The sequence below is a fragment of the Octadecabacter dasysiphoniae genome, from assembly GCF_021532615.1.
GTDB classification, from domain to species: domain Bacteria; phylum Pseudomonadota; class Alphaproteobacteria; order Rhodobacterales; family Rhodobacteraceae; genus Octadecabacter; species Octadecabacter dasysiphoniae.
Map to the genome: position 1 here is coordinate 1,382,943 of NZ_JAKGAQ010000001.1, position 13,919 is coordinate 1,396,861.

At 57.3% G+C, this 13,919-nt stretch carries 12 protein-coding genes; 5 read left to right on the plus strand and 7 right to left on the minus strand.

The features are described from left to right. The first annotated feature begins 342 nt into the window (after nt 1-342). The 3 genes from L0664_RS06690 to L0664_RS06700 are packed head-to-tail and all read left to right on the plus strand — an operon-like array spanning nt 343 to nt 6,049. Entirely contained in the window at nt 343-1,536 is a 1,194-nt protein-coding gene (locus tag L0664_RS06690) for an efflux RND transporter periplasmic adaptor subunit (RefSeq protein ID WP_235224842.1), read from the plus strand. 4 nt (nt 1,537-1,540) lie between these two features. Further along, nucleotides 1,541-4,654 carry an efflux RND transporter permease subunit gene (locus L0664_RS06695; protein WP_235224843.1) on the plus strand — a complete coding sequence of 1,038 codons (3,114 nt, stop codon included), beginning with the start codon at nt 1,541-1,543 and terminating at the stop codon, nt 4,652-4,654. A gap of 42 nt (nt 4,655-4,696) precedes the next feature. Then, a complete protein-coding gene (locus tag L0664_RS06700) occupies nt 4,697-6,049 on the plus strand; it encodes an efflux transporter outer membrane subunit (protein WP_235224844.1) in 1,353 nt (450 codons plus the stop codon). Nucleotides 6,050-6,162: 113 nt separating this feature from the next. Here L0664_RS06700 and rpsI read toward each other — a convergent pair whose 3' ends face one another. From rpsI to L0664_RS06715, 3 genes are all read right to left on the minus strand, one after another. Beyond that, nucleotides 6,163-6,660 carry a 30S ribosomal protein S9 gene (rpsI, locus tag L0664_RS06705; RefSeq protein ID WP_235224845.1) on the minus strand — a complete coding sequence of 166 codons (498 nt, stop codon included), beginning with the start codon at nt 6,658-6,660 and terminating at the stop codon, nt 6,163-6,165. Then, on the minus strand, nt 6,660-7,121 hold the full coding sequence (gene rplM / locus L0664_RS06710; RefSeq protein WP_235224846.1) for a 50S ribosomal protein L13: 462 nt from the start codon (nt 7,119-7,121) through the stop codon (nt 6,660-6,662). Before rplM ends, rpsI begins: the two co-directional genes overlap by 1 nt. Before the next feature lie 145 nt (nt 7,122-7,266). Beyond that, nucleotides 7,267-8,667 (minus strand): aminotransferase-like domain-containing protein, encoded by a 1,401-nt coding sequence (locus L0664_RS06715; RefSeq protein ID WP_235224847.1) that lies wholly within the window; start codon nt 8,665-8,667, stop codon nt 7,267-7,269. A 98-nt stretch (nt 8,668-8,765) separates the two neighbouring features. Between L0664_RS06715 and L0664_RS06720 the strand changes: the two genes are divergently transcribed. Beyond that, entirely contained in the window at nt 8,766-8,993 is a 228-nt protein-coding gene (locus tag L0664_RS06720) for a DUF1127 domain-containing protein (protein ID WP_235224848.1), read from the plus strand. A gap of 64 nt (nt 8,994-9,057) precedes the next feature. Here L0664_RS06720 and L0664_RS06725 read toward each other — a convergent pair whose 3' ends face one another. Then, nucleotides 9,058-9,480: a PaaI family thioesterase gene (locus L0664_RS06725; RefSeq protein ID WP_235224849.1), complete on the minus strand. Its 423-nt coding sequence runs from the start codon at nt 9,478-9,480 to the stop codon at nt 9,058-9,060. A gap of 54 nt (nt 9,481-9,534) precedes the next feature. On the opposite strand from L0664_RS06725, the gene L0664_RS06730 reads away from it, so the two are divergent. Further along, nucleotides 9,535-10,317 (plus strand): enoyl-CoA hydratase, encoded by a 783-nt coding sequence (locus tag L0664_RS06730; RefSeq protein WP_235224850.1) that lies wholly within the window; start codon nt 9,535-9,537, stop codon nt 10,315-10,317. Here the strand turns inward: L0664_RS06730 and L0664_RS06735 are convergent. The 3 genes from L0664_RS06735 to L0664_RS06745 form a co-directional block, all read right to left on the minus strand. After that, entirely contained in the window at nt 10,314-11,783 is a 1,470-nt protein-coding gene (locus tag L0664_RS06735) for a carboxypeptidase M32 (RefSeq protein ID WP_235224851.1), read from the minus strand. The genes L0664_RS06730 and L0664_RS06735 overlap by 4 nt on opposite strands. A gap of 3 nt (nt 11,784-11,786) precedes the next feature. Beyond that, on the minus strand, nt 11,787-12,926 hold the full coding sequence (gene ctaA, locus L0664_RS06740; RefSeq protein WP_235224852.1) for a heme A synthase: 1,140 nt from the start codon (nt 12,924-12,926) through the stop codon (nt 11,787-11,789). Between the two features lie 207 nt (nt 12,927-13,133). Next, nucleotides 13,134-13,874: an RNA methyltransferase gene (locus L0664_RS06745; RefSeq protein WP_235224853.1), complete on the minus strand. Its 741-nt coding sequence runs from the start codon at nt 13,872-13,874 to the stop codon at nt 13,134-13,136. Nucleotides 13,875-13,919: the final 45 nt, after the last annotated feature.

The window sequence follows — 13,919 nt, forward strand, 5'->3', positions numbered from 1 at the left end:
TGGCTTCCTGCCCGTCTGCCACTGGCCGGGCTGCGGCATTTTACGAACCGTCTCTCAAAATTTGGGACGTCGACGCAGGGGGCGTCATTTTGCGTGTACCGGTGCTCAGCAATGATTTGTTCTGATTAAGGGCGGCACATTCATCGTTTTGCGGGACCGGAACCTAGCAACAAACAGCCGACCGCAAAGACTTGCGGCGGAAATGCCGCGTCGCAGCGTATAATGTGAAAGTAAGGCTTGGCAGACACCATAATCCCGCCAAGTCCCGTGATAACAAGTGCCTTGTTTCATAAAATAAACGATCGCAATTGGCTATGTAAGCCCTTGTTAACGGATAAAATAATGAACCTTCTGAAACAAATGGCAGTGACACTCGTTCTTGTAACCTGTGCCACCATTGCCATGGCCCGCTATTATCCCGCATCACATGCCGTCCTTAACAGCTTGGGCGTGCCTGCGAATTTAATTTCAATGATTGCCTTACCCGATGATCCAAATGATGAGGCAACGGGCCGTCCCGGTGGTGGCCGATCGGCGACAGCCGTAATCACTGCCCCGATCTCGACTGGGGCAATCAGCACGCAAGTACAAGCTGTAGGATCCAGTGAAGCGGTTCGATCCGTTTCCGTTGTGCCGCTTGATGCGGGCGTTTTGACCCAAGTCGCTGTTGGTTCGGGTGACGTGGTTGCCGGTGGTGATCTGCTGGCGCAATTGAACGCAGACACCGAGGAAATCGCCCGCGACCGCGCCGCGGTGGTTTTGCGATCCGCGCAAGCCGAATACACACGCTATGCAAGCCTTGGTCAGGCCAGCGCCGCGTCCCAAGCTGACCTTGATACCTTGCTGGCCGCCCGCGACGATGCCGAACTTGCCTTGCGCGAGGCCAATGTTGCATTGGAAAACCGATCCGTTTTCGCACCAATCGGTGGTGTTGTGGGGATCGTTCCCGTCGAGGTTGGCGATTACGTCACCACCGCAACAGAAATTGCGATGATTGATGACCGATCACAGATCGTCGTGGATTTCTGGGTGCCGGAAAGATTTGCCAGCTTTGTGGCGATCGGTCAGCCTGTAAAGGCCAACCCACTGGCGCTGTCAGCGGATGAATTTATCGGCACGGTCAGCGCAATTGGCAGTCGGGTGGAAACGGACAGCCGCACGTTTCAGGTGCGGGCATTGATCGAGAACACAGCAGACTTGTTGCGACCCGGTATGTCATTTGCGATCTCCATGGCGTTTGACGGCGACACGTATCCGTCGGTGGACCCGTTAGCGGTGCAATGGGATGCAGAGGGATCTTATGTCTGGGCCGTAACGGATGGTGTGGCCAAACGCGTCCCCGTGCAGATCGTGCAGCGCAATGCTGACGCAGTCCTGATCGAGGCCGATATTGCCGAAGGCGTACATGTGGTCACAGAAGGCACGTTGAACGTACGCGACGGTGTTGCTGTCACCGTTCAATCTGACGCGACAACAGATGGCAGCGTCGCAGACGCAGGCGGGGAAACCGCCGTTCCAACAAAGACCGGAGGGTAACAAGATGGCGCAAACCCCACCTGCCCCGACATCGGCCAATATTTCCGATATGACTGCCCTTTTCGTGCGTCGGCCTGTGCTGGCGATTGTCGTTAATCTGTTGATCCTCGTTGGCGGTTTGGCCGCCCTATCAGGCGTCGCCATTCGCGAGCTACCCGAGGTTGACAGCCCGACAATCAGCATCTCGACCTCCTATTCCGGCGCGTCATCTGAAACCATGGATCAAGAAGTCACCAGCGTTATCGAATCCGCCGCAGCACAAGTGTCAGGTGTCAAATCGATGTCATCTTCGTCGTCCTATGAAGAAAGCAGAGTCACGGTCGAATTCACAACAAGCACCGATCTTGAAGTGGCCACATCCGACATGCGCGATCAGATCAGCCGCATCGGCAACAACCTGCCCGATGAAATCGACGGCGACCCCACCGTCGTCAAGGCCGACGCGGATTCACAGCCGATCATGCGGCTTGCCGTTACGTCCGAAACCATGGAGATCGACGCGCTGACCGACATGGTTGAGGATGAAATCATTGACCATTTCGCCGCCGTCGAAGGTGTCGCGGACATTTCGGTCTTTGGCGACCGTGAACAGACGTTTTTGATTGATATTGATCAGACACAACTTGCAACGCGCGGCTTGACGATCGCGGATTTAGCAGATGCGTTAGATGACGTGGCCCTTGATGTTCCAGCCGGTTCGCTGGAAAGCAACGCGCAGGATTTTACAATTCGCGCCGCTGCCGGATTGCAAACCACCGAAGAATTCGAACGCCTGATCATTGCCGACAATGTCCGTTTGGCAGACGTTGCCGTCGTTAGTCTGGGGCCGGACACCGGATCCTCGGTGCTTCGCGCCAATGGTCAGACGGGTATTGGGCTGGGCATCGTGCGCCAAGCAGGTTCCAACACATTGAGCATTTCAAACGATGTCCATGCAGTTGTGGAGGACATGCGCGATGGGCTGCCCGATGGCGTCGAAATCGATGTGACCAGCGATGACGCGACATTCATCAACGGCGCGATCCTTGAGGTCCTGAAATCGCTTGGCCTTGCCATCGTCATTGTGGTGGCTGTGATCTATATTTTCCTTCTCAATATCCGTGCAACATTGATCCCGGCGTTGACCTTACCCGTTGCATTGATCGGGACCGTCGGGGGGATATGGCTTGCTGGATTTTCCATCAATATCATCACCTTGCTGGCACTGGTTTTGGCCACGGGCATGGTTGTCGACGATGCGATTGTTGTCTTGGAAAACATCGTCAAGAAACGCGATGCTGGCATGCCCCCGCGCGCGGCTGCGGTGCGCGGCACCCGCGAGGTCTTTTTTGCAGTGATCACGACAACAGCCACCTTGGCGGCCGTCTTTGTGCCACTGTCATTTCTGCCTGGCACATCCGGCGGCCTGTTTCGGGAATTCGGCTATGTCCTGGCCATTGCTGTGACGATTTCATCTTTTGTGGCGTTGTCGCTTTGCCCTATGCTTGCGTCGCGGCTTTTGACCGAAAAACCGGTCGATGACGAAACTGCAAAACCGGGCCCCATGATGCGCCTCGGCGGCGCCTTCAGCCGGTTTTACGCCGCGATTTTGCGCGCCTGTCTTGCTGCACCGCTTGTCGTGCTGACAGCTGCTGCCATGTTCGCAACTGCGGCTTGGATCACTTATGGCACCCTTGACGAAGAACTGACCCCGCCAGAGGACCGCGCGGTTGCTTTGTTGCGCATCAATGCGCCCGAAGGTGTCAGCCTTGCCTACACCGAAAGCAAACAGAACCAGATCGAAGCCCTGTTGCAGCCTTTCCGCGAAAGTGGGGAAGTCGAGTACATCTTTTCCATCGCAGGACGCGGCGCCAGCAACGAAGGCTTTATGGTTATGACCCTCGCCCCTTGGGACGAACGCACCCGCAGTCAGGATGAAATCGTTAACGAAATGAACCGTGTTATATCCAGCGTCATTGGGGTGCGCGCCTTTGTCATTCAGCCCAATTCGTTGGGCATCAGGGGCGCGGGTTCAGGTCTGCGCATGGCGATTACAGGGAACGACTATGGTGAACTGGCCGACGCTGCGAATGCCTTGAAAACAGAACTGGAAAACGATCCCGAAATGGGGCGGATCCAGCTGTCATATGAAACCACGCAGCCCCAGATTTTCATCAATATCGACCGTGAACGCGCTGATGATCTGGGCATCGACATCACCGGGCTTTCCGGGGCAATGCAAGCCCTGCTTGATGGCAACGAGGTCAGCGAGGTTTTCGTGGATGGCGACGCTATTCCGGTCAAACTGATCTCAACGACCAATCAGATCGATGATCCTACCGACCTTGAAAACATATTTCTGATGGCGTCGGATGGGCGTTTCGTCCCGATGTCGTCAATTGTAACGATTGAGGAAATGGCCGTTGCCCCGTCACTTGATCGCGAAGAACAATTGCGCGCCATCGTGATCACCGCAGAGCTGTCCGACGGCCTTGCGCTGCGCGATGGGATCGAACGGCTCCAAACAGCGGCAGAGCCGATTTTATCCTCCGACTCAGGCCTCATTCCACTGTCAGAGGCCGCAACGCTCGATGAAACCTCAAGCGGGCTTGGCATGGTGTTCGGCTTTGCCATTGTGATCGTCATTCTGGTGCTGGCCGCGCAATTCGAAAGCTTTCTTAGCAGTCTTATCATCGTGGGAACCGTGCCCCTTGGCTTGGCCTGCGCCGTTTTTGCGTTGGCTTTCACGGGGATCAGCCTGAACGTCTATAGCCAGATCGGGCTTGTCCTGTTGGTCGGGATCATGGCCAAGAACGGCATTCTGATCGTCGAATTTGCCAACCAGTTGCGCGATCAGGGGCTGTCGGTTGGCGATGCCGCAGAGCAAGCCGCATTGCAGCGCCTGCGCCCCGTCATGATGACGATGATATCAACGGTGCTGGGCGGCGTGCCACTGGTTTTGTCGACAGGCGCCGGTGCCGAAGCCCGCGTGTCTTTGGGCTGGGTGATTGTCGGAGGCTTGGGCTTGGCCACGCTCGCCACACTGTTTGTTACACCCGTTGTCTACAAACTGCTTGCCGGTTTCTCCAAACCACAAGTCGAGGAACTGCGCCGACTGGAGGCCGAAATGGCCGCCTGACTTTTGCAAAAATAATCCCCAGCCAACACAAGAGGTAAGAGTTTGAAAAGTAATACAATAACGGCCTTCGCTGTCACCTTTGCCCTGACGGGCTGCACCCTCGTTGGACCTGATTACCAGTCACCGTCAATTGATCTGCCTGCGCGGTTCATCGATGGGGACGCCACTGCGACCGGCGAAGTTGCGGCCCAGCAATGGTGGCTTAATTTCGGGGACGCCACGCTGACGGATCTTGTGCAACGGGGCATGGCGCAGAACCTTGATGTGCGCACCGCCACCGAACGGATCAATCAGGCTGCTGCTGCGTTACAAGGCACGGGTCAGGCAGCGCAAGTCAGCGGAAGCGGCTCAGTTTCATCAACGCTCGCCAACACGGGCGAGGGCAGCACAACGACGACCAACAGCGGAAACCTGGCTGCCAGCTATGTTTTTGATATTTTCGGCGGCGTTCAGCGTGAACAGGAACAAGCCACCGCCGCATTGGAAGGTGCCGTTTACGATGTGGGTACGGCAAGGCTGGCCCTTTTGGCGTCGTTGGTCGGCAATTACATCGATGCACGTTACTTCCAGGAAGCCATCGCATTGACGCGCGAAAGCATCCAGACGCGGCGCCAAACAGTTACGCTTACGCGCCAACAGCAAGAACAAGGCGCCGTTTCAGAACTGGATTTGGTAAATGCTGAGGCATTGCTGAATGACGCCTTGGCCGATTTACCCGCACTTGAAACCGGATTTTACGCCGCGGTCTACGGCATCGCGACATTGCTGGGTGAACCGGCGGGACCGATCACCAGCGTGTTGGAACGTGGCGCGCCACAGCCGCGGCCAAGCGGCGGATCAGATGCGGGTGTACCAGCCGATACTTTGCGCAACAGGCCTGATGTCAACTCAGCCGAACGCGCCCTTGCCGAAGCAACGGCTGGCATTGGTGTTGCCACTGCCGATCTTTACCCATCGCTTGATCTGGACGGCACGGTTACGGCATCTGACCCATCCAGCTGGACATTCGGTCCGACGTTATCCTTGCCGATCCTTAACCAATCAGCCCTGCGCGCGGCCCGCGATCAGCAAGTTTCGCTCGCACGGCAGGCTGATCTGACATGGCGCAACACGGTCCTGACGGCGGTGGAAGAGGTGCAAACAGCCCAGACAAGTTATCTGCGGCTGCAACGCGAAGTAGAAGCGCGCCGGGCGGCTGCGCAATCCTATGAACGCGCGCTTGAGCTGTCGACGGCGACCTATCAAGCTGGGGCGATCTCGTTGCTGGACCTGCTTGATGCGGAAAGAGCGAATGCAGCCGCGCAATTGGCTCTCGCAGCGTCCACGCAGGATTTGGCAAACGCATGGGTCACTTTGCAGATTACAGCCGGACGAGGATGGAAAACTGTACCTTAGTGGCAAATCATCCAACTCCCCAGCCACTCATTCTCGATAAAGACCCCACACAGCACACAACGAAAAAGGGCGCGCCCTGCGGCACGCCCTTTCCAAATCCGTGATCCCAAAACTTAACGCTTGGAGAACTGGAAGCTCTTACGGGCTTTCGCCTTACCGTATTTCTTACGCTCAACAACACGGCTGTCGCGTGTGATGAAACCAGCCGCCTTAAGGGCAGCGCGCAAGGACGGGTCAAACAGCTGAAGCGCCTTGGAAATACCGTGCTTTACCGCACCGGCCTGACCAGACAAACCGCCGCCTTTGACAGTCGCCATAACGTCGAACTGACCGTCAACACCGGCAACTTCAAACGGCTGGCGCAGGATCATCTGCAAAACGGGACGCGCAAAATAGACGTCCTGGTCTTTGCCGTTGACAATGACTTTGCCGGAACCGGGTTTAATCCAAACGCGGGCAACCGCATCTTTACGCTTACCAGTTGCATAAGAACGACCAAGATCGTCTTTCACTGGCTCACGGTGGATGGTTTCCATGATTGGCGCGTCGACAGTTTCGATCGCGTCAGCAACTTGGCCCAACTCTTCGAGGGAATTCACTTGATCGGCCATTACGCAGTCCTCGTGTTTTTCTTGTTCATGGACGCAACGTCCAGAACTTCGGGCTTTTGGGCTTCCATACCGTGCTCTGTGCCAGCGAAGACACGCAGGTGTGTCATCTGAACGCGGGACAAACGGTTGCCAGGCAACATGCGCTTAACGGCTTGGGTCACAACACGCTCGGGGTGCTTGCCCTCAAGGATCTCACCGGTTGTGCGGGATTTGATGCCGCCAACGGTGCCAGTGTGCCAGTAGTTCGGCTTGTCGCGCTTGTTACCTGTCAGCTGGATCTTTTCAGCGTTGATAACGATCACGTTGTCGCCCATGTCCATGTGCGGTGTGAACGTCGCCTTGTGCTTGCCGCGCAAGCGCATCGCGATCACAGACGCCAAACGGCCCAAAACAACGCCTTCAGCGTCGATAATGATCCATTTCTTGTCGATGTCCGCTGGGGTAGCAGAATAGGTTTTCATCGGTTTTTCCTAAAGTTTGGACCAAAGCGATGGTCCGACATTTGATGGCTGGGTTATAGCGACGTCAGACAGGCGGTCAAGGACCATGAATGGGAATAAATATAGCGTTTTCAGCGCTTTACAAAAACGGTACTATTTTACCCCATCAATTATCAATCCGCCGTTCCGGATTCCCGAGCAATTGGTTGATCTCGTCCAAAGCGGATAGAAACAACGGCTCTGACAAGCAGGTGCCAATGGCAAGGCGCACCGCATTAGGCGCACGATCGTCAGGTAGCGCGAATTCATCCGCTGGTTTCACCAGCACACCGCGCTTTTCGCACGCCACCATAAAGCTGGATGCGCGCCAGCCATGGGGCATAGAAAGATAGACAAACGGCGCGTCTTCACGCCATTTGATATCCCACCGCCCGAGCTTATTCACCGTTTGGCGCACCCGCGCCGCAACGGCATCCGCCACCGCGAGGCGCACTTTGGTCGCATCCCCATTGGTGATCAGACGCGTGCAAATATCTGTAATCGGTTGGGACACCCCGTAATGCGCGCTTTGTGCCACCTGCCGCAATTCAGCCCCCTGCCCAAGTGGTGCAACCGCAAAGCCGAACCGCAACGCACCGCTGACCGATTTCGTCAGCGAAGACACATAATAGGTCTGTTTTGGTAAAATGGCGCGATAACTTGGGACGTCGGATTTCACGGTTGCGTGGCAATCATCATCAAGGATCGTCAGGTTCAAGGATCGCACGACCTCTGCAATGGCCTGTTTGCGGGCCAATGGGGTCTTGATCGTTGTGGGGCTGTGAACCTCAGCGGCTGTCACCAGAACCTGCCCGCCGTGTTCACGATACGCCGCCGCCAAGGCCTCGGGGATGATGCCATGTTCATCCATTTCCACACCGACAACTTTGGCGCGCAAAAGCCGCGCGGCGTGCCGCACACCCGGATAGGCGAGGTCTTCGGTCAAAATAACCGGTGAAGGTCCGCTCAAAATCGCGAGCAACGACATGATACACGCGTTCTGCGCCCCATTGGCCAACACAATGTGGTCAGCGTCAATCTTACCCGCATCAACATCCGCCAGCCATTCGACGATGGCCTCGCGTGCTTCAAGATCGGTTTCTTGGGTCGGGTAATTGATGTGACGGCGCCGGTGCGACTTTGCCACAAACATCATCGCATCATCGATCAACAACCCCTGCCCTACATCAGGCACACGGCTGCTGCGAAAATCCGCGATGGTTTCATTTACGGCATTGATCAGCGGAACATCCGTGATGCGCGCCGCCGGTTTGGGCCCCGCAACAAACGTGCCGCGCCCGACTTCGGCGCTCAGCCGTCCTTCGTCCGTCATCATGTTATAGGCCCGCGCGACCGTCCCCGGCGTCACGCCAATCTGATAGGCCAATTCGCGCACGGGCGGCAATTTCGCGCCCGCCTTCAATTGCCCCGACAATATCCCCTCGCGGATCGCCTCTGCCAGCGCTTTATACTTGGAACGGCCCGCCGCACGCAGATCAGGTTGCCATTTTGTATCAGGTACAATCATTTCGTTTACCGACTCAATTTCACTTTGTATCAATATATCACGGCAAGATGCCAAATTGTATTGATACAATCAACCCGAAAGACAAAGGAGCTTTCACCATGTCACACGCTCTGCACGCAGCCCAAATCGAGACCCTCAACAGCGCCCACAGCCTTCCGCTGCTTGCGCGTTGGTCCGTGGCGTTCGCGGTGACGGTGACAAAATGGGATACCCGCCGTCGTTCCCGCAAACATTTGATACGGCTTAACGATCATCTTCTGGCCGATATCGGCTTAGACCGCCTGAAGGCCCGCACCGAGGCGTCAAAACCGTTCTGGGAGGACTAAGCCCCACACCCTACTTCCTACCTCGGGGCCGGACCGCACGTCATTGCGCCGGCCCCTTTTTTTATCACGCGCTCGGCGGGATGGAATAGGTCAGGGACGCGCGGGCAACGGGTTTGTCTTCGCGCCCTTCGACGAATATGCGCCCCTCACACACCGCCAAAACACGGCCGAGTTTTAGCAATTCCATACGGCACAACAACCGCCCCGGCGCAGGTTTGCGCATGAAATCAATGGAACAACTGGTCGTCACTGCGAGGGCCACAGGACCAAGGGCGGCCAGAATGCAAAAATAGGCCGTTACATCCGCCAGCCCAAACATCGACGGGCCCGACACCGTGCCACCTGGCCGCAAATGCCGTTCGGACGCTGTCATCGCAAGGGTCAGAAACGGCGGTGCGGCTTCTACAAATTCAAAATCGGTCGCCACTTGCGGGAAGTCGCGCACAAGAAACGCACGCAATTCGTCGAGGTTCATCTTCATTTCCATGGCCATCGCCCTCCTGCCTGCTTAGACTTGCCGCACACCAGCGCGAGACACAAGATGCCCCACCTTACCCGAACCGACAGCGACGCAATTGCCCATATCGAACTCAACGCGCCAGAACGTCTGAATGCGCTGAGCGACGGAATGCTTGCCGCGTTGCAATCCGAACTGGATGCACTGAAAACAGATACGACAATTCGTGTCGTTATCCTATCCGGCGCGGGCAAAGCGTTCTGCGCGGGCCATGATCTGCGCGAAATGCAGGCCGCGCGTCAAAACGACGACGGCGGTGCGGCCGCATGGGGTGATCTGTTCACCCGCTGCGCGACCATGATGCAAACGGTTCAATCCCTGCCCCAACCTGTCATTGCCCAAGTCCACGGCATCGCCACCGCGGCGGGCTGTCAGCTGGTCGCAACCTGTGACCTTGCCGTTGCGGCGGACAGCTGCAAATTCGGGGTGAACGGTGTGAACATCGGGCTGTTCTGTTCAACCCCGATGGTCGCGCTCACCCGTAACATCCCCCGCAAACACGCGTTTGAAATGCTCACCACGGGGCGGTTCATCGACGCGGCAGAGGCGCAATCGTTGGGCTTGATCAACAAATCCGTACCCGACAGCGACCTTGTGCAAGAAACCCGCGCATTGGCGCAAACCATCGCCGCCAAACTGCCTGTGGCCGTTAAGACTGGCAAACAGGCGTTCTACGACCAAGCCCAGATGACCACCGCAGATGCCTACGCCTATACTGGGCAAATTATGGTCGACAACATGCTGGATGCCCAAACGAACGAAGGGATCGCGGCGTTCTTGGAAAAGCGCGATCCCGACTGGTCCTAAAGCCCGTAGATGCCGTTAAACTTCTCTTCCAGATAGCTGAGCAACGGACCCTCGGACGGGGCCGCACCACAGGCCTGTTCGATCACATCACGCGGCGCATAAAGCCCACCATGGGTCTGAACATTCTCGCGCAGCCAACGGGTCGCGTGTGACGTGTCACCGCGCGCCAGTGTGGCATCCAGATCAGGCATTTTGTCACGCATCGCATCGTTCAGGCAGCCCGCGTAGACATTGCCGAGGCTATAGGTCGGAAAATATCCGAACAACCCAACAGACCAGTGCACATCCTGCAAAACACCATTGCTTGCCTTGTCCACGGCAAATCCGAAATCAGCCTCAAACCGTTCGTTCCATGCGGCTTCCAGATCATCGACTTCAATATCACGCGCAATGAGGGCGCGTTCCAGATCGAACCGCAACAACACGTGCAGGTTATACTGCACCTCATCGGCCTCCGTGCGGATATAGCCATTTTCAACGCGGTTCACGGTGGCGTAAAACGCATCCTCATCCGCAATGCCGAAATCCCCAAACGCATCGCGCATTTGGCCATACAGCCATCCGGTAAAGGCCCGCCCGCGCCCGATTTGGTTTTCGTAAATGCGCGACTGGCTTTCATGCACGCCCATGGACACACCTTGCCCCAATGGCGTCAGCAGGTAATCAGGATCAATGTTTTGTTCGTAACACGCGTGGCCGACCTCATGGATCGTGGAATAGATGCAGTTGAACGGGTCGGTTTCCGATGTACGCGTGGTGATACGCACGTCCAGCCCCGACCCGCTGGAAAACGGATGCACCGCCTTGTCGACGCGCCCCTTTGCCATGTCATAGCCAAACGTCTTGGCGATCTGGCGCGATAATTTCATTTGCGCGCCTTCATCAAACTTGCCCTGCAACGCCGCCGGTGCAGGGGCGTCCAACACAGCCGCACGCAACGCCACCAGACGTGGGCGCAGTGCGTCAAACATCGCACTCAACTCCGCCGCAGTGGCACCTGCCTCGTAGTCATCCAGCATCGCGTCATAAACATCGCCGCCCGCCGACAGGGCCGCGCCTTCCTCGCGCTTTAACGACACGACATCTTTCAACACGGGCGCGAAGGCTGCGAAATCATCCGCCTCGCGCGCCTCTGCCCATTTGCCCTGCGCCTCACTGGTCACCCGTGCAATCTGGGACGCAAGCTTGGCGGGAACTTTGCTCGCGCGCTCATAAGAACGCCGGATATGGCGCAGTTGTGCCACCTCAACCGGACCGCTGGTTTCTGCCTCTGCCAACCAATCGGCCATGCGTGGGTCTGTGCGGCGCGCATGCAGAACCGTTTCCATCGCCGCCATTTCGGCGCCACGTTGGGGGGCCGCCTCGCGCGGCATCATGGTTTCCTGATCCCAGCCCAACCGGCCCGCCACTTGGGACAGGGCTTCGGTCTCGCGCTGGTGCGCCATCAGATCATCGTAAGCGGCCATAGGTCAGGCTCCTTTTATGGATTGTGGGATCGGGTAACGCGCCAGATAGCGCGCGCGCAGAATGACCACCCACAGAACAACCGCCGTGAACTGGTGGACAATCGCGATATGGGCGGGGGCGGAATAAAGAACGGTGACAATACCAATGACCATTTGCAGCACCATCAAAGCCAACACCGCATTAAATCCGAACCGCGTTTGCCCGTTGGCCGATGTGCGCCCGCGCAGCCACACAAAGATCGCAAACGCGAACAACAGATAGGCCGACATACGGTGAATGAACTGAACCAATCCCGCGTCTTCAAAGAAATTGCGCCACATCGGTTCAATCAAAAACGGATCAGGCGGGAAAAATCCGCTGCCCATCAAGGGCCACGTCGGAAAAGCACGCCCCGCATCAATCCCCGCCACAAGCGCACCGAGAAGGATTTGCACAAAGGCAAAGCCGATCAACACCGACGTCAACGACACCAAACGCCCTTCCCCATTGCGCCGCGATTGCATCAGATCTGCCTCTCGACGTCCCAGCAAAAACACATACCACGCGATGAAGCCAAGGATCACAAACGCGAGGCCAAGGTGCGTGGCCAAACGATAAGATGCCACATCCAGCATCCCCTCACGCAGACCAGAACTGACCATCCACCAGCCAATCGCGCCCTGAAGCCCGCCCAGACCGCCCAACAACAACAACCGCCCCGTCCACCCGACGGGAATTTGACGCCGCAGCAAAAACCAAAAGAACCCTAGCGCCCAAACAAGCCCAATCACACGGCCCAACTGACGATGGCCCCATTCCCAGTAATAAATGACCTTGAATTCGGACATGCTCATGCCGGCGTTCTGCTCGATGTATTCGGGGATAAGTTTATAGGCTTCAAACTCGGCCTCCCATGCAGCCGCATTCATCGGCGGCACAGATCCCGAAATCGGGGCCCATTCAGTGATGGATAGCCCTGAATCCGTCAACCGCGTCAGCCCACCGACGGTGATCATCACGACGACCAAGGCAAACAGGCCCATCAGCCACACGCGGATCGCACCCCGCGCGCCTTTGCCTTTGGCGTCAATCCCACCAGGGGCCGCCACGGGCTTTTGAACGTCACTGACCTCTTCGAAAATACTGCGCGGCTTGCTCGCCATCTTTGACCTCAACTCTTGTCTTTCCCGAAACCTATGCCGCCACCCCCATCGGGGCAACCCGCCTGACCAAACCGTCGCACCCCACCCGCTTCTTTGGTTCGTAAATATCCCGGGGGGTCTGCGCAGCAGACCGGGCAGCGCCCCCTTTCCTGCTGCGCCCCGCAGGGGCGCTCCCCGCCCGCCGCAGGCGCCGATCGCCAGATCGTCCTATTTCGTTTTGCCGCGCAACAACTGGCGCAACACACCGTGCAGCATCTGCGTATCTGCGCGGGTCAACGCCATCCGGCTCCACAGGTTGCGCAAATTCACCTTCATGCTGTCCGCTTTGTGGTCCGGATAAAAGAACCCGGCCTCTTCCAGCCGGTCTTCGTAATGGCGCGCCAGTGCTTCAATGTCGCGTTGATCAGCCGCATCTATTGTCTGGCCCTGCATCACCATATCCGGCGCAGCTTCAACCGCGCGGCGCCATTCATAGCCGACCAACAGCACACATTGCGCCAAATTCAGGGATGGAAATTCAGGGTTCACCGGAACCGTAATAATCGCATTTGCATGGGCGATATCGGCGTTTTCCATCCCGGATCGTTCTGGCCCGAACATCACCGCCACCTTTTCACCCCGCCCGATCCGCGCCGCGGCATCCGCCATCGCGGCTTCGGGTGAAAATACAGGCTTGGTCAATTCACGCGGGCGCGCAGTTGTCGCGTAAACATACGTACGATCAGCAATACCGCTGGCCACATCATCCGATACTTCTGCCTCATCCAGCAAACGTCCCGCCCCAGAGGCCAGCGCATCCGCCGCAGGGTTCGGCCAGCCGTCACGCGGCGCCACAATCCGCATCCGGTCCAGTCCAAAATTCCACATCGCCCGCGCCGCCGCACCAATGTTTTCGCCCATCTGCGGACGGATCAGAACAAAACTCGGCTGGGGGGCATCTGTGGGCATAAAAGATCTCCTAATATCGCCCGCGCATAGCCCACCCCTATTCAA